Below are 19,809 nucleotides of genomic sequence, written 5' to 3'. Positions count from 1 at the left end.
GGTGATACTTTTTTTCTAAACTTTAAATAAAGATTACTTTATTTTTTCTTCAGTTAATTCTAAGAATAATTCAATATTCTTCTTAATAATTTCTAATGAACTTCGCCAGAAATTAATGTCTGTTACATCAATATTTACTTGTTTAGCAACATCTTCAACATTCATCTTTCCAGTTGCTTTTAATAAATTATCATAGTTATCAATAAAGGTCTTATTGTCTTTTAAGTATTGTGCATATAAACCTTTCGCAAATAGAAGTCCAAAAGCATATGGCCAATTATAGAATGATAAGCCAGCACTATAGTAATGTGGTTTATTTAACCAAGCAAATGGATTAACATAGTCATGATTTAATCCATCTCCATAAGATTCTTTTACAGCGTTTCTCATGATATTTTGAAGTTCTTTTGAATTTAGTGGATGATCTAATCTAGTTTCAAATACTTCTTTTTCAAAAATAAAGCGAGATAAAATATCACAAATAATTGCGGTATGGTCTTGAAGTTCACTTTCAATGAGTGGTAATTTTTCTTCATCATTACTTGCATTAATGATTGCGTTCATCACAATTGTTTCACAGAAAGTTGATGCTGTTTCTGCTACTGGCATTGGATATGAAGTATTTAAGATATTATTTTCAAAAATACATTCTCCATGATAAGCATGTCCTAATTCATGTGCTAAAGTAATAACATCAGTTAAATTGCCGTTAAAGTTAGATAAAACACGACTCTCTTTAATTGATCTAACATTTGAACAGAAAGCTCCGCCCACTTTACCTTTTCTTGGGTAAACATCAATCCAGTTATTTTCAAAAGCTTTTTTTGCTAGATTCGCTAATTTATCATCAAAAGTTTTGAAGTTTTTAATAATAAAATCTTTTGCTTCTTCTATTGTATAAGATTTATGAACTTCGCCAAGCGGTGCGTATAAATCATAGATAGGGATTCCACCATCATGTCCTAAAAGTTTTGCTTTTCTTTTCAAATATTGATGGAAATATGGTAAATACTCATACATAGCACTTATCATCGCATCTAAAGTTTCTTTTTTTGTACGTGATACGTCAAGTGATTGGTCTAATGCAGTTTCGTATCCTCTTAATTTAGAAACGAAATTTACTTCACCTTTAATACTACTTAAACTCATTGCGATACTATCGTCTATTTTTTGATAGGCATCTTGTATACCTAAATAAGCAGCTTTTCTTGTATCAGCGTCAGGACTATGCATTAAATTACCGACTTCTGATATCGTCATTATTTTTGTTTCATCTTTTAACTTTACACTTACTTCAAGTTTAGAAGTAAGTAACGATTGAAGATGACTCCAAGCAGTAGAACCTGTTTGACGCATTTTACTGATGATTGCTTCTTGTTCATCACTTAATAAATGCTTTGTTTCTTTTTTAATTTGTGATAAGTAAAATTGATAGTTAATAAATGGTTCCTTATCCATTAATTCCTCTAAATACTCATATTTTCCAATGAACTTAGAAGATTTTGTGAATGGTAAAGTAGCTTCAGCAAGTATCATTTGTACTTTTGCTAAATATTTATTAGCTTCTTCATTTGTTGTATCTGCACTTCTTGTTAATGAAATAAAAGGATAGATTCTTCCTACAAGCTTAGTGAATGCTTCATCCATTTTGATTAATTTTTCTAATTTTTTATCAAAATCATCATAACTCATACAGTTTTCTTCTACGTATTGGCTATAAGATTTTAAATCTTCTTCTAATTTCTTTAAGTCATTTTGGAATTCACTACTTGAAAAACTAGGGTATAAGGCATTTAAATCATATTTAATTGATTCCATAATTTACCTCCATTATTTAATAATTCAATTATAGCATATCCTCTAATTAAGATAAAGATTCTAATAATAGTATTCATCAATTATCATATGCTATTTGTTTTAAAAGTTATAAAATATCTTTATATTCATAAACTTCGACAGACAGTGACAATAGAGAACAAATATAATTAATAACTGTCACGACGTTAATTTATTCTACAAAAAGAGAATATTTATTTGGGGGGAAATAGGATGAAAAATGAAAAAATGAAATCATTAATAATCGATATAAATCTTTTGATTTATATTCATGATGTAGTTTATTTAAGAGAAAAGAATCATAATTTTAAAGATTCAAATACTTACAAAGAACTACATGAACCTAATATTTTTACCATCTATAAATATTTAAAACAAACACGATTGACAATTTTTTCTTTTACTATCATAATTCTATTCATGAAGAGAATTAACTTCCAATCTATTCTTAATAAATATGGTTTAGTTTCAATTATCTCAATTATCTATGGTATTTTATATGTCTGGTGTAAAAATGATTTTAAAAAGCTTAAGTATCAACTAAAAGCAAAAAAAGCCGTTCAATACGCTTTAGCAAGTTATAATTACGAAGAGTTTGTTTTATTCTTAGATCGCTATTTAAGTGAAGAATCAACAAAGAGCTATTTTATAAATTCTCTCTCCTAAAAGAGCCTTGAATATATTCAAGGTTTTTAAATTTTTAATAATAAGAGATAGAAACAATGAAAAAAATAAGATATAATGATAATGAATAATTTAGGAGTTGAATTTATGGAACAAATTAAGAGAAGAATATTAGAGATTAGAACTTTACTTAATAAATATAATTATGAATACTATGTTTTAGATAAACCTACTGTTAGTGACCGCGAATATGATCGATTGATGCAGGAATTAATTAGTTTAGAACAAGATTATCCTATGTATCAATCAGAAGATTCTCCATCACAAAGAGTTGGAGGAGAAGTATTATCTCAATTTGAAAAAGTAACCCATGAAGTACCTATGTTATCTTTAGGTAATGCTTTTAATGAAACTGAAATTTTAGATTTTAGTCGAAGAGTAGAAGAAATAATACCTAATCCAGAGTATATGTGCGAATTAAAAATTGATGGTCTGGCAGTATCTATTCATTATCAGAATGGTTTATTTTCCTATGCAGCAACGAGAGGTGATGGGGTAACAGGAGAAAATATTTCCCATAATGTTAAAACGATTAAATCCGTTCCATTAAAATTAAATGAGAATGTTGATATTGAAGTTCGCGGTGAAATTTATATGCCTAAAAAATCACTTGAAAAGTTAAATGAGGAACGGACAAAAGAGAATCTACCACTATTTGCGAATCCTCGAAATGCAGCAGCAGGGAGTGTTAGAAACCTCGATTCAAAAATTGCATCAAAAAGGAATTTAAGTGTTTTTCTTTATAGTGTACCGAATGCATCTGCTATGGGTTTCAAGACACATAGTGAATCATTAGATTATTTAGATACTTTAGGTTTTAAAACAAACAAAGAAAGAAAATTATGTCACAATATTCATGAGGTATTAGATTTTATTATTTATTGGTCTAATCACCTTAATGATTTACCTTATGAAATTGATGGACTTGTCATAAAAGTAAATGATTTAGAAAAACAAGAACAAATTGGATATACTGCTAAATCACCCAAGTGGGCAATTGCATATAAATTTCCAGCAGAAGAAGTGACCACTGTTTTAAAAGACATTATTTTTACGGTAGGAAGAACAGGGAGCATTACCCCAAATGCGATATTAGAGCCTGTTAGAGTATCAGGTTCGGTCGTAAGACGAGCTACTTTACATAATGAAGATTTTGTTAAATCTCGAGATATAAGAATTGGTGATCAAGTAATTGTAAGAAAAGCAGGTTATATTATTCCTGAAATAGTTGGACCAGTTGCATCAACTAGAAAAGGGGATGAGGAAATTTTTGAAATGATAAAAGAATGTCCTGTGTGTCATTCAACCTTAGTAAGAAAAGAACAAGAGGCAGATTATTATTGTTTAAATAGAGATTGTGTTGCGAGAAATATAGAATCACTCATTCATTTTTCTAGTCGTGATGCGATGAATATTGAAGGATTAGGAGAGAAAATTGTTGAGTTGTTTGTAAATTTAGGTTTAATTAAGACGATTCCAGATATTTATCGATTAAAAAAGGAAGATATTATTGCTTTAGAAGGATTTAGAGAAAAGTCCACTGATAATTTATTAACAGCGATAAATAAATCAAAAGATAATAGTTTGGAGAAATTATTATTTGGTTTAGGAATTCGTTATGTAGGAAATAAAGTTGCGAAAATCTTAGCGAAAAATTATAAAACACTTGATAATATGATGAAACAATCAAAAGAAGATTATATGCAAATTCCTGAGATTGGAGAAGTGATTGCGAGTAGTTTAGAAAATTATTTTCAAGATGAAGAAAAAAATGCTTTAATTAATACCTTAAAACTTTTAGGACTAAATATGGAATATTTAGGTGATGATAAGGTGATTGAAGCGATTGAATTTAAGAATAAGACCTTTGTTTTAACTGGTATATTAGGTACGATGAAACGAGGTGAAGCAAAAGAAATACTTGAAAAATTAGGCGCAAAAGTCTCAGGGAGTGTAAGTAAAAAAACAGATGTTGTTGTTTTTGGAAGTGATGCTGGCTCTAAGTTAACAAAAGCAGAAGCATTAAATATTACACTTTGGGATGAAACAACTTTTGTGAAAACAATTAAACAATATATGAAGGAGGATTTATGAAAAGACTATTAATTTTTAGTACATTTGTCTTTATTATGGGTACAATCTATCTTTCAACTGGGATAGAAGCATTAGCTGATGGTAGCATGTATTTGAAAGGAATTTATTTTTCTAATATTCGTGAAGAAATAACCTTAAATGATAAAACCTATTTAGCAGTATCAACTGATACGAATCTGTATTTATTAGAAAATCAAGAGATTAAGTTTGAATATCAATTGAATCAGGATTCCATTTTTATTGAGGCAATTGATGATTTAAATGGAAATGGTTATGATGAATTATTAATCATCACAAATGCGAAAAATAAAGATAATATTTTATTATATGATACATTAGAAGGTGAACGCATTTATAGTTATGCTTCTAAAATGCGTGCTTACAGTTCAAATAGTAATGCCATGAAACCAACTGGATACTATGATGAGTATGTGGTAGTAGAAGACTATGTTATTGATGGTGATCAATTTTATGGAATCGCTGGGTATAATGCCTTTAGACTTGATTTAAAAAATCAAAAAGAAATTTGGCAAATTGAGGCTGAAGATAATTTATGGGATATAGAGAAAATTGGTGATATCAATCATGATAATGTAGAAGATGTTGTTGTTTCTCTTCAAACAAAAGATATTATCGCTTTATCTGGAATAAATGGAAATGTTATTTATCAAAAAAGTGTATCAGAATCACTTAAGGATAATCGTAATAACACTTATCCTACAAGTATTTGGAATATGCAGTATGATGAAGAAACGAGTATTCTATATGCTGCAAGTGAAAATGGAAAAGTATATAAAATTGATTCCAAAAATGGACAGGTGTTAGGTGAACGAGAGATTAGTATTATCAATCTTGAAAGGGGATATAATAGACCTTCTTATGGTGATTCTAGATTTAAAGGTTATTCGGTTGAATTAATTAATGATATAACAGGAGACGGCAAAAAAGATTTAATCTATTATGAGATGACACATCCCTATAAGTATAAAAGGGAATATTCTTATAATAATGAAGAAATTTCAATTCAATTTATAGATGGTCAGTCTTTAGAAGTATTAAATGAAAAACTTGATTTAGATGGAGGAGGCAAATATGCTTCAGGTAAATATGGTTTTCATTACTTGCGAGGAACTTATCATGGAGAACCAGTTATTTATGTTTTTGACAGTATCAATAGAGTAGATAGTGAAAATAGTTTGGTATATAAAATCTTTTCAATCAATCAAAATGCTTATTTAAATGATGAATTAAAAGTTAAAAATCAAGGTGATCTTGATGTATACTTTTTTTCTTTTTTAGTCCTTAATAATAACGAGGTTGCGGTATTTTCTACACAAAATTTATTGTTTCAACATAATGGTGAAATTTTAAATAAGATATCTATGATTAAAGCAGAAGATTTTATATTAGATGGTGATCGTATATTACTTTTACAAGGGGGATATTCTGGTAGAGGTTATTTTAATTTTGATATGATTTCATTAGAAACAGATGAATCTTTATGGCATTATCAGTTAGAAGATGAGGATTATTCAGAATATTCACAAATTGATTTTTCTTCAGATTTTAATCAAGATAATATTAAAGATGTGGTCGTTGTAAATACTAGGGGAGATAATAATCAATTACCATGGGTGATGTTAATTGATGGTAAAACAGGTCAGAAGGTTAGTAAAATTAGTATCGCTATTGAAGAAAACGATATTGCTGATTTTTCTGATTATCCCACATTTGATGCTTATTTACATGAACTTGGTTATTATTTAAGTATTTTAACTACTTATGGGATTTATAATGATGTCAATCAAGATGGATTCAATGAGTATTATATTACAAATTCTTTAGGAGAACTTTATATCATTAATTTTAGTGATAATGAACTATATGATTATTTTTCACCTAATAGCGATATCGTTTATCAATCAAATAGTCATTATGTAATCAATTACTTTAATGGTGCAATTAAAGTGAGTGATATCGATGGTGATTTTAATGAAGATTTTATTCAAGTTATATCAGAAGATGAGAGATCAGTTGTTCAATTGATTCAAACAAATGATTTTGAGTTTAATACTGAAATAATAGAGAGTTTTCAACAAACAAGGTTTAATTTAGATAATAATTTAGGTGATATCGATGAAGATGGTATAAATGATTTAGCGTTTAGAATCTATGACAGAACAGAAACGTATGGTACCTATTATATTATTTCATCAAAAACGGGAGATGTGGTTACAAGTATTCCTTGTACAAGAGAAGATTATTTTTATTTAAGTGATGAAGATATCAATGGCGATCAACTTAAAGAATTGTATCATGTTACATATAATTGGGAAAAGTATGAACAAAGTGTTCTATTATATGATATAGCACAAGAAACACCACACGTCCTTTTTACTTCTCCTTCTTATCGTCCATCAAATTACAACACTGATAGACCAGCTGTGACTTTTAAGGATCAAGATAAATTCTTTATTGCACTTCATACAGATAGGTATTCTTCTCAATCAAATATTTCAATCTATGACCTTTCTAATGGTGCACTACTAGATGAAATACAAATACAAACAGCAAAAGAAAAAAACTATGAGGACCAATATGCTTTAGGCAGTATCGCTGTTTCTAAAGATGGTGATGATATATATTTTTATCAGGTTAATAATTATTATAGTGTAGATAGATATTATACTCGTACAAAAAGTTTTATCTATAATTATTCGGATAAACAAATGAGTTTTTATTATATAAATACAGAAATTAATCGACTAGATATTCTGGGTAAAAAGATATTATTACGTGATGTTTTTGGTCAAGTGATAAACACAAAATTAATGGATTCTATTAAATTCAAGAACCTAAAGGAAAATCAAACAATTAATAAAAATATCAAACTTTCTTTTAATAATAAAAAAGAAGGTAATGTTTATATTTATGTTGATCATGAACTAGTAGGATTTACAGATAAGGATCATTATAATTTAGAATTATTAGAAGGAAAACATACGATTAGTATTAGTCAAATTTTGCCGAACGGTATTGAAACGATGGATACAGTTCAGGTGGTTGTGACAAAAAATTATGTTTATATGATTGTTGTGATAGTAATTACGATTACTCTATTTGCATCAGCGTTTATCCTTCCACGTAGAAAAAAAAGATATCCTTTACCTAAGGATTTTGAAGGAAGTGATAAATAATGGTAAAATATGAGATTACAACGAAAGGTTTAGCGAAACATTTTGGTAAGTTTACCGCTGTTGATCAAATAAATTTAAAGATTTCTAAGGGGTCTATTCATGGGATTGTTGGGCCAAATGGAGCGGGAAAAACGACGACAATAAAAATGTTAATAGGAGCAATGATTCCTACAAGTGGAACTGGTCTGATTGGAAATCATGAAATAGGAACCATGCAATCAAGACAAATGATAGGTTATGTACCTGAAAAAGCAACCTTTTATAAAGATTTAAATGCGATTGAGTATCTAATTTATATGGGACAATTATCAGGATTAACCTTAGAGAATGCGATTAAAAGAGCACATGATGTACTGAAATTATTTGAATTAATTCCGTTTATGTATAAAAAACCAACTGCTTTTTCATCAGGAATGAAAAAGAAATTAACGATTGCACAATCGTTAATGCATAAACCTGAAATACTAATTTTAGATGAACCAACCGCTAATTTAGACCCTGAAACAAGAATGTTTATTATCAATATTTTAAAAAGATTAGTAAAAGAAGAAAACATGACTGTATTTATTAGTTCTCATATATTAACAGAACTAGAACTCGTAGTCGATGAAGTGTCACTGATTGATAAAGGAAACATCGTGTTAACTGGGAAAATTGATGAAATTAAAAGACGATTTAATCAAGGGGTTATTGAAATTGAAACAGATAATAATCATTCATTAAAAAGGACCTTAGATAAATTAAATTATATAGATGAAACAAAAATTGATGAAAAAAAATTAAAGGTATATACGAAAGAAGTAGATTTGTTTAAAAAAGAAATAGGAAAAATTATTTATGACCTAGGATTAATGATTCATGCATTGAATGAAGAAAAAATAACATTAGATAATATCTATCAAAATGTATTTATAAAAGGGAAAGAAGATGATAAGTTATGATTATTTTTAAGCATACTTTCAAAAGAATGTTAACGTTAAAATTTTTAATAATATATTTTATTATCTTTATTCCAATATTTTTAGGTTTTACAGCTCTGTTTAATATAGATATGAAAAATGTTTCTAGTTATATTATTATGAGAGATCATTATTTATCTAATTTCTTTATTGTAACTTTTATGTGGTCATTAGGACTTCCTTTCCTTATTACAACAGCTAGTAGAGGGAGTGCATTGATTCAAAAAGAGATAGATGATGATACACTAGTTTTATTAGTTTCTAAACCAATCAATAGAAAGAGAATTTATTTAGAAAAATGGTTGGCTTCATTTGCGATATCAACTATCATTGGATTACTCAGTATCTTTTTAAGTCTAACACTTTATATTATTGTATTTAAGATAGACTCAATGATTTTATTAATGTTTATATCGCTCATTCCAAGTTTAATTATTTATATTCTATTTATTAATTTTGTGTTGACCTCTCTTTCGATGTTTGTTACAGCTCTTTTTAAACATCGGACAAGATCAGTGATTACTTTGGTTATATTTATTATGATTTTCCAATTAATATTACCGATTTTTAAACCGTTGTTAATTCAATCTAGGGTTTATGAAAAATATTTTGTTTATTTATATGACTTAAATTATCATTTTGGAATTATATATTATTCAATTATAAATTTATTTTCAACAGTTAGCTTTTCACCGTTTACCCAAATAAAGATCGCACAATTTGTTGGTATCTTTAGTACTGGTTTTAATGGATATGATATGGATAGAGATTTAGGGTTCTTACCAGATCATTTTCAAGCATTAAATTATATAAATCCAATCTTTGTTTTTATTTTCTGGATATTGTTATCAAGTTTATTTATGTGGTTATGTTACCGAATATTGAAAAACACAGATATTGGGTAACTATTAAAAACTACTATTGATGATGAAATAAGACCTTTGCATTGAAAAATATGAAGAAAATATTGCTTTACACCCTAAATATAAACAATATGGTGCTGTGTTAATTAAAAATAATTTTTAAAACTAGTCAATTATCATATATCGTAATCAAAAAGTGCAACATTATTTATGTTGCACTTTTGTTATTAATTTGAAGATACCATATATAAAGATAAATGATGCAGCGACACCGATGATTATAATATTGTAATCTTCCTTTTCATCAATTTCATTAGGTTCTTGTTCTTCAATATCATTGGGTTCTTGTTCATCATTTTCCTTTAATTCATTAATTTTTATTGTTAGTTGCTTGATTTTAGAGTCAACCTCAGTTTTCTTAGTGTTTACAGAGTTATATAATTGTTCAAAATTACTATATAACGGATTAGTATTATTAATTTTGCTTTCTAATTGATTTGTAACATCTGGTAAGGAATTTATAATAACTTCTGCTTCGTTAGTTAATTCATTAAGGGTATTTAATTGTTCTTTATTAGTTATAAAACGATTATTTAATGAGGTGATTTCATTAATTAATGTTTGATCAGATTCATCAATAACATCTTTCTTTTCATTAATTATATCCAACCAGTGTTTAATATCATCTAATTTATCATTTAATGAATCGGTTTCCAATTCATTAAGGGTTGGAGCTTGTTGATAGTCCTTATTATAGGTGATAAAATCATTTGAAATAAGGGAAAATAAATTTGCCAATGTATCATATTTTATTTTAATATCATTGATTTTAGTTAGAAATTCATCTTCTTTTTCTTCAATCGTCTGTAATTTTTGTTCTAATTCTTCTTTATTTAACTGATTATTTTGAATATCTGTTTCTAATTCAGTCATTAACTGATTTATTGCTTGTAGCTCATTTGTAAGTAGATTCTCAATTTCTTCAGTAGTAGATGCCATATCCTTTCTTAAATCTGTTAGATTTGAATCTATACTACTTCCAAGTGTGTTTAATTGTTCAATCTGTAATATCTTATCTGATATATCATTTAATAAGTTATCAAATGCTTCTTGTGAATCATTTGCATTTTCTATGTTTTGTTCAATCTCAAGAATTAAATCTTCATAGGTTACAAAATCATTAGTCGTTATTCCTGTTGCTTGACTTTCATTGTTTGCTTTATCAAATGCAGTCACAAAATATTGATAAAACACACCATCTAAGGCAGTTTCATCAGTAAATGAAATAGTATCATCTTCTGTTGGCCAGACAATATCAACGACATTTTTGATTGATTCTAAGGTTGGTTGCTCATCTTCTGTATAACGATAGATATAGTAAGCTTTAACTTGATCATCATGTTTCCATGTTAGTTTATTTCCATTATTTACCTTTTGAATCATTAATTGTTCTGGAGCATCTGGTAATGTAGTATCCACGTTTTTATAAGCAGGTGGTAATACTTCATATTTAAAGAAATAATTTCTTAACATACTTTGACCATAGGTTAAATTAAATGGAGATGTATATTTCAAATATTGGTATCTAAAGTAAACACTTCCAGTGATTTCCTCATGTTTAGAATCATATAAAAGGTGGTTACTTAATTCTTTAGGGTCAGCCCAAGGACCTGTGTTCCAACCGTTCTCTTTATATCGGTAAATAGACTGACCAGTATATAAATTAACGTCAGTTCCATCTACAAGATCTGCCCACCAATCTATGACATCTGCATAAGGTGCACTTGAAGTTGTAAATTCAAAGTAAGATTGGGGAACGATATAATCAATCCATTCTTCCTTTACCCATTTATATGAATCAGCAAATAGTTCTGAGTAACTTTCAACACCACCCTTAGTATTTGAACCAAGTGGATGACTAGATTTATTTGCCCATATCCCAAATGGACTTATACCAAATTTAATTGCTTTATTCTGTTCGTTATTGATTTGGGTTAACCCATTTTTAACGCCTCTGATGACTGTATTGACATTTTCACGTCGCCAATCTTCTAGAGATAAATTAAGATTATTGTGCTGTTGATATTCATTAGCATCATATCTGGGATTTAGTCCTCCATATGGATAAAAATAATCATCAAAATGAACGCCATCAATATCATATTTATTAGCGACTTCCATTACCGTGTCAATAATAAATTGTTGTACATCAGGGATTCCTGGATTGAAAATCTCATTTCCAGTACTGTGTCTAAGAACATATTCAGGATGTTTTGCTGCGAAATTATCAGGGCTTAATCCCTCCACGAATACTCGATAGGGGTTAAACCAGGCATGAAATTCAATCCCCCGTTTATGGGCTTCTTGAATCATCCAAGGTAATGGATCCCACCCAGGACTTACACCCTCTATTCCAGTCATATATCGTGACCATGGGTTAAGTTCTGATTCATACATTGCATCATTCTTAGGTCTTACTTGATAGACTAATACATTCATGTTATAAGCGTCTAATGTATTTAGAATCTTTGTAAACATCGTTTTATATTGCTCTTCACTTGTGTGTTTAGGAACATCTAGATTCCAGATGGTTGTAACCCATACGCCACGAAACTCTTGTTTTGAATAAGAAGTACCTTTAGGAAGATAAACAGGGTTAGTCGTATTGTAATAGGTTACAGGTTCTTGTGTACCATATTTATACAAGATATCTTCATTTGTACTTGCGATTGTTATGTGATTGACAGTTAAAAATGTTAAAAACATTAATGTAAAAAAACAGATTTGCTTTTTCATATTTCCCCACCCTTATAATTTTTGGTAGTGTAAAAGTTTTTCTTAAAACCAATACAAAACCTTATATATATTTTGTTTTTATTCTATAATAAGTATCCCCCCCTGTATTTTGGAGGTTGCTCGTTATATTTTTTTATCATATAAATACAAAAAGATAGATACACCTGATATAATTTAATCACCACAAAAAAACTATAAGGAGTATCTATCATGGTTAAAATTATATCAGTTCTTTCAGTATTTTTAAAGTATTTAAACAAACTACTTTATAAATTTATTCTTTTTCTAGATTCACACATTATTTCTACACCTAGTTCTAAGTCATCTGGCACTTATTATGAACCTTTTAGGAAGTTCACTGTTGATGGTGAACCTATTATTCAGAAGGTTGAAAAGCTAGATTATCAAGAATTGCTTAATGTGTATTTTTTAAAGTACAATAAGCATCTCAAACCAGTTACTAGACGAAGGCCATCAAAACTTGATTTCAAAGGAAATTGCCCTATTTGTGGTGCTCCTCATGATTACATCTATGAAAATAATATTAAATCAAAACAGTTACTTTGTAAGGTATGTAGTCATACATTTACCTTGAATAATGATTTTCTTGAAAAGATTATTTTAAAATGTCCTCATTGTTCAAAGAACCTTGAAAGAATTAAAGACCGTAATAGTTATATTATTTATAAATGTAGACATAAGAAATGTTCCTTTTATTTAGATAAATTAAAGAAATTAACACCAGATCAATTAAAACAATTCAAAAAGAAACCAGGTAAATTTAAACTTCATTATATCTATCGTGCTTTCGATATTAACTTTGATTCCCTAGAACGTGACTCTATGTCTAATTTAAATATGAAGGTTGATTTAGCCAATATCAGACATTCTAAGCATACTCTAGGCTTAATCTTAACGTATTACGTTAACTACGGTTTGTCGAGTAGGAAAACTGCAGCTATCATGTATGATATTCACCAAGTTAAGATTTCCCATCAAACCGTGATGAATTATGCAAATAGTGTTTCTACAATGATTCGTCCCTTACTTGAAAATTACCCATATGATTTATCATCTGACCTTTGTGGGGATGAAACATATGTTAGGGTTAAGGGGAAGAAGCATTATATCTTCTTCTTCTCAGATAAAATTAAAAAGATTATTACTTCTTATCAAGTTTTTAGTAAACGTGATACTTTTTCAGCAGTCGTTTCACTATATCAAACATTCAAAAAATACACTGAACTACCTAAGAATTTGAAAGTAGTTGTGGATGGTAATCCTATTTACAACGTTGCATGGTCATACTTTAAAAGCATGAACATAAATTTCGATTTATTTCAAGTTATAGGACTCACTAATAACACGAAAACAGACAAGGATTACCGTCCATTTAAACAAGTAACTGAGCGTTTAAATAGAACTTTCAAAGACGATTATATCCAAATGAACGGATTTGGTAATATCAAGAGCGCTAATGCTTATATGGTCTTGTTTACAACGTTTTTTAACTTTCTAAGACCACATAAATCGTTAGGTTATAATCCGCCTGTTAAGTTAGAAGAATTTGATGATTTACCTCATACGCCAAGCAAATGGCTTTCTCTAATAGATATGAGTTACTCTTATATAAACTAATTCTTAACTAAGGAGTATCTCTATTTAAGCGTATTTGAATATGCTTTTTTTTATTTACATAAAATGCATAGTACGATTAAACTGAGTATTGTAGTCCAACACACTACAAATTCAGTTCTTTTTATTTTTGATTATAGAGTTTTTATGTGTTTTCATAATTTATTTGACACTACCTAATTTTTTATACTCGTATTTTAACATAAAATGAAATGTTTTTATATATAAAACGAAAATATTTTTTAGCAATATAATGAATTTATGGAACTTATTTCCATAAGCAACTAATAATTAATTAAGAAATAAAATAAATTAAAATGGCATGTAATAGATTTTCTATTATATGCCATAATCATTACTTTCTTTGATTTTCCTGATGTTGTTTAATTAAGTCTAAACTTAATAAATCAGCGATTTTAGTTCCATCGTGTATATTTTTCAAAACAAATTCTTGATTGTCATTTAATGTAATCTTAAATGAAGTCATGTTCTTTGCCCGGTCAAAAAAATTAGATCTGAAATAAACACCTGTGATTTTATTTAATGGATAAAATTTTATTCGTTTAAGAAAGTATCCTTTTACATAAATTACACGGAAGTTTGAGATATAGACTCGATGAAAAAAAATACGGTAAAAGTCTAAAAGTGTTTTGATTAATAATAATATAAAAACAAATAGTAAGATAAATATAAAGATGGATCCTTTATTACTTTGACCTATTTTAGCTGTGATTGACATAATAGCCATAATAAATAGAATATCGATAAAAAATATACGAATTGAAAATTTAATTTTATAGATGATTTTTTCATCATTCAATAATGTTACTTTTTTCATTAATAATCTCCTATGTTTAAATCACATCAATTATATCATACCATTACATTTTACTCAATTTTTAAAAAATGCTTGTTAGCCCATGTGCATTTTGACTAGGATACATATAATATACTAGATGTTTATAGGAGGGATAGATGTAATGAATATTTATAATCCAATTGAGCAGCCAACAAGCTTAAGATTTGTTCATGATGTTAGAATGGCAGAACCAATTAATATTACTTTAAATGATCGTCCAATTATAAGAGGATTAGCATATAGACAATCAACACCAATGATACCAGTTCCTAAGGGTAATTATAATGTTAAAGTTTTTACTACAGCTGGTAATAAATTATTATTAGATCAGAATTTAGATATAGAGGGTCAAAAACTAGTTGCAGTAACAACAAAAGATGGATCAGACATATTAATCTTACAAGTAACAGATGAAAAAATGTTCTATGATGATCAAATGATGCCATATACGCAACCTCAACAGATGCCTTATGAAATGCAGCCACAGATAATGCCACAAAATACCCAACCACAAATGATGCAACCATATGGTATGGGACAACAAATGCCAGAACAACAAAGTATTTTTAATCAACCAGCTTCTGGATGTGGAATGGGTTATCCATGTCAATATGGTTATCAACAACCCAAACCATATCAAATACCAGAAAAACGTGATTCACATTTAGCAGAAGAAGCAAGTGTTCGATTTATTCATTTCTCACCAAATGCTCCAGCAGTTGATATAACATTACCTGATGGTACCGTATTATTTAGAAATGTTCCTTATAAAGCAGTAACTGACTACATTAATGTTGCTCCTGGAACTTATACTTTACAAGTAAGACCAGCTGGTATGGATCAAGTAGTTCTGACTGTTCCTAATGTTGTGATTAATCCAAATGATATGCTTTCAATATATGCAATTGGTTTAGTAAATGGAACACCTGGCTTAGAAGCGATTGTATTTAATGATAAAAGTATGATGTTATAAAAAAAAAGCAGCAAGTAATTGCTGTTTTTTTTTATTATATAAAAAGAAAAAAAACAGTTGTACACTGTTTTTTTTCGGGGGGAGATAAATATTTAAAAAAAGAGTTTAAGGGATAAGTATGAGTTTGTTTGAGGGATTTGATTATGAGAAACGACATTTTAAAAATAGTGTGCTCTCACACCGAAATATATTCTATCACCTTGGTATTATGAAGTCAATAAAAAATAAATTGAAAGCGTTTTATAAAAAATGAAAATGTTTTCACCTTTGAAATAATAGTTATAATGTAAAAAAATAAAAAAAATTACATAAAAAGCGAAAATTTGTTTGTTTATATGCTATAATAATAAGGTAAATTTTTGATCGGAATGGTGATAAAATGATAAAAGAACAAAACGATATTGTCGTAAAAGGTGCTAGAGAAAATAATTTAAAAAATATTGATGTTCGTATACCTCGTGGACAACTTGTGGTAATGACAGGTTTATCTGGTAGTGGAAAATCAAGCTTAGCTTTTGATACAATCTATGCGGAAGGTCAAAGAAGATATGTTGAAAGTTTATCTGCTTATGCTAGACAATTTCTAGGTAATATGGATAAGCCTGATGTGGATAGTATAGAAGGATTATCACCAGCTATATCGATTGACCAAAAAACAACGAGTCGTAACCCTCGTTCTACCGTTGGGACTGTTACTGAGATTTATGATTATATGCGACTTTTATATGCTCGTATCGGACATCCAATTTGTCCTACACATCATGTAGAAATACAATCACAAACAATTGAACAAATGGTAGATAGATTATTAGAATTTGAAGAACGAACTAAAATGCAAATATTAGCACCAATTGCTGCATTGAAAAAAGGAACCTTTAAAAATGATTTTGAGAAACTCAAAAAAGATGGTTATGTTCGTGTACGAGTGGATGGTTCTTTGCATGATTTAGAAGAAAATATAGAATTAGATAAAAATAAAAAACATAATATTGAAGTAATTATTGATAGAGTTGTTATTAAAGAAGGTATTTCATCACGATTATATGACTCTTTAGAAACAGCACTGAAATTAGGTCAAGGAAAAGTTTTGGTTGATATTATAGGGCATGAAGAAATGATTTTCAGTGAGAAGTTTTCTTGTCCAATGTGTGATTTTACCGTTGGTGAGTTAGAACCAAGACTGTTTTCTTTCAATTCTCCATTTGGTGCTTGTGATGAATGTAGTGGATTAGGGTTTAAAAGAAAAATTAGTATTGATTTATTAGTTCCTGATAATGAAAAATCAATTGCTGAGGGAGCAATCAGAGGTTTAGAAAATACGGATACATATTTTTATAAACAATTAGCGATTACTTGTAATCATTATGGAATAAATCTAAATAAACCCTTTAAAGAATTGACTAAAAAAGAAATAGATATCATCATGTATGGTTCTAAATCTGAAATAAAGTTTTCTTTTGTAAGTGAAGGAAATATTCATCACGAAAAAAGAGATTATTTTGAAGGTATCATAAATAGTTATGAAAGAAGATATAAAAGTACTTCATCAAACTATATTCGTGACTGGTTTGAAAGTATGATGGCTGATGAGACATGTCCAAAGTGTAATGGACAACGTCTTTCAGAAGAAGCACTTTCTGTGTTTGTAGGTGACAAAAATATTTACGAATTCACAGAAATGTCTATTGAACAAGCATTAAAGCATGTTCAATCATTAAAATTGTCACCAAAAGAAATGAAGATTTCTGATATGATTATCAAAGAAATAAAAGAACGCCTATCTTTTTTAGTAAATGTTGGATTAAATTATTTAACCCTTAGTAGAAAAGCTGGAACCTTATCAGGTGGAGAAGCACAACGAATCCGTTTAGCAACTCAAATTGGTTCTCGTTTAACAGGTGTCTTATATGTATTAGATGAGCCATCAATTGGGCTTCATCAAAGAGATAATTATCGATTGATTGGGACTTTAAAATCGATGAGAGATTTAGGGAACACCTTAATCGTTGTTGAACATGATGAAGACACAATGCTAGAAGCTGATTGTATAATTGACATTGGACCAGGAGCGGGTATTCATGGAGGAGATGTGATTGCCCAAGGCTCTCCAAAGGAATTAATGCAAAATGACCATTCCTTAACCGGTCAATATCTTTCAGGTAAAAAACACATTTCATTACCAGAAAAAAGAAGAGTTGGGAATGGATTATTCCTTGAAGTTGTGAAGGCCAGTGAAAATAATTTAAAAAATATAAATGTCAAATTTCCATTGGGGAAATTGATTGTTGTGACAGGTGTATCTGGTAGTGGAAAATCAACATTAGTGAATGATATTTTATATAAAGGGATTGCTCAATCAATTTATAGATCAAGAAAGAAACCAGGTCGTCATCAAAAAATAAAAGGACTTGAGCATATCGAAAAGATTATTGATGTTGACCAATCCCCAATTGGTAGAACACCACGTTCTAATCCTGCAACTTACACTGGAGTATTTGATCATATTCGTGATTTGTTTGCTGAAACGAATGAAGCAAAAGTACGAGGATATCAAAAAGGACGTTTTTCTTTTAATGTAAAAGGAGGACGGTGTGAGGCCTGTAGAGGGGATGGTGTAATTAAGATTGAAATGCACTTTTTACCGGATGTTTATGTACCTTGTGAAGTTTGTCAAGGGAAAAGGTATAATCGTGAAACACTTGAAGTAAAGTATAAGGCGAAAACCATATCCGATATTTTAGATATGACAGTAGAAGATGCATTAGAATTTTTTGAAAATATACCTGTCATTAGAAGGAAACTACAAACAATTTATGATGTTGGACTAGAATATATTAAATTAGGACAACCTGCGACTACTTTATCAGGTGGAGAAGCACAACGGGTTAAATTAGCCTCTGAACTTCATAAACGGATCACCAATAAAACCTTATTTATTCTTGATGAACCGACAACAGGACTTCATATTGATGATGTGAAACGATTACTAATGGTTATACAAAATATTGTTGATCAAAACGGAACAGTTATTGTTATAGAACATAATTTAGATGTGATTAAAAGTGCTGATTACATCATAGATTTAGGCCCTGAAGGTGGCGATAAAGGAGGAGAAATTATCGCTTCTGGTACCCCTGAAGAAATCGCAGAATCACCAGTATCTTACACGGGGCATTATATAAAAAAAGTCTTGGAAAAAGATAAAAATCGTAATATAAATTAAATAAAAGTAATAAAATAAGGATAGTTTTTACTATTCTTTTTTTATGGGAGGAATTATGAAATACATTTATGCTAGAATATTGCTTTTTGTCATTGCGATTTTAACATCTAATTTCATTAATGTTTATTTTATTGATTCCTTATTGAATATTTTTCATATTATGTCATTTATTGCTCTCTTATTAAACCGTGTTTCTTTAGCATTATTCATCTACTTTACGTTTGAAATGATTTTTATTTTACGAAAATATCAGTTAAAAGATATCACCATGAAGTTATTCCTGGTTTATATGATTTGGTTAATCGGATTGCTTTTTGGTCGGTTCACAAATCTGTCTCAATATAATTTAGATAATCATTTTAATTTTCACTCGTTTTTACCACTATGGATACATAATTTAAATAATCCTTTAGTACGCTATTATATTATTGGGAACATACTCGTCTATATTCCTTTTGGGGTATTCTTACGTTACTATAAAAATCTCATTTATAGTTTACTGTATTTCATCCTAATGGTTTTATTTTTTGAGACTTTACAAGGTGTAACGAATTTGGGTTATTTTGATATTGATGATTTATTATTAAATGGAATTGGTGGATTATTTGGTATTGGGTTAATGCATTTATATAAAAAAATATTTACGCAGTGAATTTATTTTTATTTTTGATAAATTATGATAAAATGAAA

12 protein-coding genes are annotated in these 19,809 nt (G+C 28.8%); 9 read left to right on the top strand and 3 right to left on the bottom strand.

Going from position 1 to position 19,809, the window contains the following annotated elements:
- Positions 1 to 33 precede the first annotated feature (33 nt).
- Positions 34 to 1,818: a M3 family oligoendopeptidase gene (locus KHQ81_10665; GenBank protein ID QVK17314.1), complete on the bottom strand. Its 1,785-nt coding sequence runs from the start codon at positions 1,816 to 1,818 to the stop codon at positions 34 to 36.
- Between the two features lie 231 nt (positions 1,819 to 2,049).
- Between KHQ81_10665 and KHQ81_10660 the strand changes: the two genes are divergently transcribed.
- The 5 genes from KHQ81_10660 to KHQ81_10640 all read left to right on the top strand — a co-directional run bounded on the left by KHQ81_10660 (position 2,050) and on the right by KHQ81_10640 (position 9,675).
- A complete protein-coding gene (locus KHQ81_10660) occupies positions 2,050 to 2,502 on the top strand; it encodes a hypothetical protein (protein ID QVK17313.1) in 453 nt (150 codons plus the stop codon).
- Positions 2,503 to 2,607: 105 nt separating this feature from the next.
- The gene (gene ligA / locus KHQ81_10655) at positions 2,608 to 4,614 is read left to right on the top strand and encodes an NAD-dependent DNA ligase LigA (protein QVK17312.1); all 2,007 of its coding nucleotides are present in this window, start codon (positions 2,608 to 2,610) and stop codon (positions 4,612 to 4,614) included.
- Positions 4,611 to 7,811, top strand: coding sequence for a hypothetical protein (locus KHQ81_10650; GenBank protein ID QVK17311.1), 3,201 nt, complete (start codon positions 4,611 to 4,613; stop codon positions 7,809 to 7,811). The genes ligA and KHQ81_10650 overlap by 4 nt, the downstream gene beginning before the upstream one ends.
- Complete coding sequence (locus KHQ81_10645; GenBank protein QVK17310.1) at positions 7,811 to 8,752, top strand: ABC transporter ATP-binding protein; 942 nt, start codon at positions 7,811 to 7,813, stop codon at positions 8,750 to 8,752. The genes KHQ81_10650 and KHQ81_10645 overlap by 1 nt, the downstream gene beginning before the upstream one ends.
- On the top strand, positions 8,749 to 9,675 hold the full coding sequence (locus KHQ81_10640) for an ABC transporter permease subunit (GenBank protein QVK17309.1): 927 nt from the start codon (positions 8,749 to 8,751) through the stop codon (positions 9,673 to 9,675). Before KHQ81_10645 ends, KHQ81_10640 begins: the two co-directional genes overlap by 4 nt.
- A gap of 162 nt (positions 9,676 to 9,837) precedes the next feature.
- On the opposite strand, the gene KHQ81_10635 is transcribed toward KHQ81_10640, so the two are convergent.
- Positions 9,838 to 12,429, bottom strand: a complete 2,592-nt coding sequence (locus KHQ81_10635) for a family 10 glycosylhydrolase (GenBank protein ID QVK17308.1) — start codon at positions 12,427 to 12,429, stop codon at positions 9,838 to 9,840.
- A 210-nt stretch (positions 12,430 to 12,639) separates the two neighbouring features.
- On the opposite strand from KHQ81_10635, the gene KHQ81_10630 reads away from it, so the two are divergent.
- On the top strand, positions 12,640 to 14,067 hold the full coding sequence (locus tag KHQ81_10630) for a DDE-type integrase/transposase/recombinase (GenBank protein ID QVK17307.1): 1,428 nt from the start codon (positions 12,640 to 12,642) through the stop codon (positions 14,065 to 14,067).
- Between the two features lie 352 nt (positions 14,068 to 14,419).
- Here the strand turns inward: KHQ81_10630 and KHQ81_10625 are convergent, their stop codons facing one another.
- Positions 14,420 to 14,902 carry a PH domain-containing protein gene (locus tag KHQ81_10625; protein QVK17306.1) on the bottom strand — a complete coding sequence of 161 codons (483 nt, stop codon included), beginning with the start codon at positions 14,900 to 14,902 and terminating at the stop codon, positions 14,420 to 14,422.
- Positions 14,903 to 15,044: 142 nt separating this feature from the next.
- Between KHQ81_10625 and KHQ81_10620 the strand changes: the two genes are divergently transcribed.
- From KHQ81_10620 to KHQ81_10610, 3 genes are all read left to right on the top strand, one after another.
- The gene (locus KHQ81_10620) at positions 15,045 to 15,896 is read left to right on the top strand and encodes a DUF4397 domain-containing protein (GenBank protein QVK17305.1); all 852 of its coding nucleotides are present in this window, start codon (positions 15,045 to 15,047) and stop codon (positions 15,894 to 15,896) included.
- A gap of 379 nt (positions 15,897 to 16,275) precedes the next feature.
- Positions 16,276 to 19,119 (top strand): excinuclease ABC subunit UvrA, encoded by a 2,844-nt coding sequence (gene uvrA / locus KHQ81_10615; protein QVK17304.1) that lies wholly within the window; start codon positions 16,276 to 16,278, stop codon positions 19,117 to 19,119.
- A 55-nt stretch (positions 19,120 to 19,174) separates the two neighbouring features.
- Entirely contained in the window at positions 19,175 to 19,771 is a 597-nt protein-coding gene (locus tag KHQ81_10610; GenBank protein QVK17303.1) for a VanZ family protein, read from the top strand.
- Positions 19,772 to 19,809: the final 38 nt, after the last annotated feature.

This window comes from Mycoplasmatota bacterium, from assembly GCA_018394295.1.
Taxonomy (GTDB): Bacteria; Bacillota_I; Bacilli_A; order Haloplasmatales; family Haloplasmataceae; genus JAENYC01.
This window is presented reverse-complemented; position numbering and strand designations above follow the sequence as displayed.

Bases quoted from the DNA above. Each gene is read 5' to 3' on its own strand.
- KHQ81_10665 (QVK17314.1), bottom strand. From the start codon at position 1,818: ATGGAATCAATTAAATATGATTTAAATGCCTTATACCCTAGTTTTTCA.
- KHQ81_10660 (QVK17313.1), top strand. From the start codon at position 2,050: ATGAAAAATGAAAAAATGAAATCATTAATAATCGATATAAATCTTTTG.
- ligA (QVK17312.1), top strand. From the start codon at position 2,608: ATGGAACAAATTAAGAGAAGAATATTAGAGATTAGAACTTTACTTAAT.
- KHQ81_10650 (QVK17311.1), top strand. From the start codon at position 4,611: ATGAAAAGACTATTAATTTTTAGTACATTTGTCTTTATTATGGGTACA.
- KHQ81_10645 (QVK17310.1), top strand. From the start codon at position 7,811: ATGGTAAAATATGAGATTACAACGAAAGGTTTAGCGAAACATTTTGGT.
- KHQ81_10640 (QVK17309.1), top strand. From the start codon at position 8,749: ATGATTATTTTTAAGCATACTTTCAAAAGAATGTTAACGTTAAAATTT.
- KHQ81_10635 (QVK17308.1), bottom strand. From the start codon at position 12,429: ATGAAAAAGCAAATCTGTTTTTTTACATTAATGTTTTTAACATTTTTA.
- KHQ81_10630 (QVK17307.1), top strand. From the start codon at position 12,640: ATGGTTAAAATTATATCAGTTCTTTCAGTATTTTTAAAGTATTTAAAC.
- KHQ81_10625 (QVK17306.1), bottom strand. From the start codon at position 14,902: ATGAAAAAAGTAACATTATTGAATGATGAAAAAATCATCTATAAAATT.
- KHQ81_10620 (QVK17305.1), top strand. From the start codon at position 15,045: ATGAATATTTATAATCCAATTGAGCAGCCAACAAGCTTAAGATTTGTT.
- uvrA (QVK17304.1), top strand. From the start codon at position 16,276: ATGATAAAAGAACAAAACGATATTGTCGTAAAAGGTGCTAGAGAAAAT.
- KHQ81_10610 (QVK17303.1), top strand. From the start codon at position 19,175: ATGAAATACATTTATGCTAGAATATTGCTTTTTGTCATTGCGATTTTA.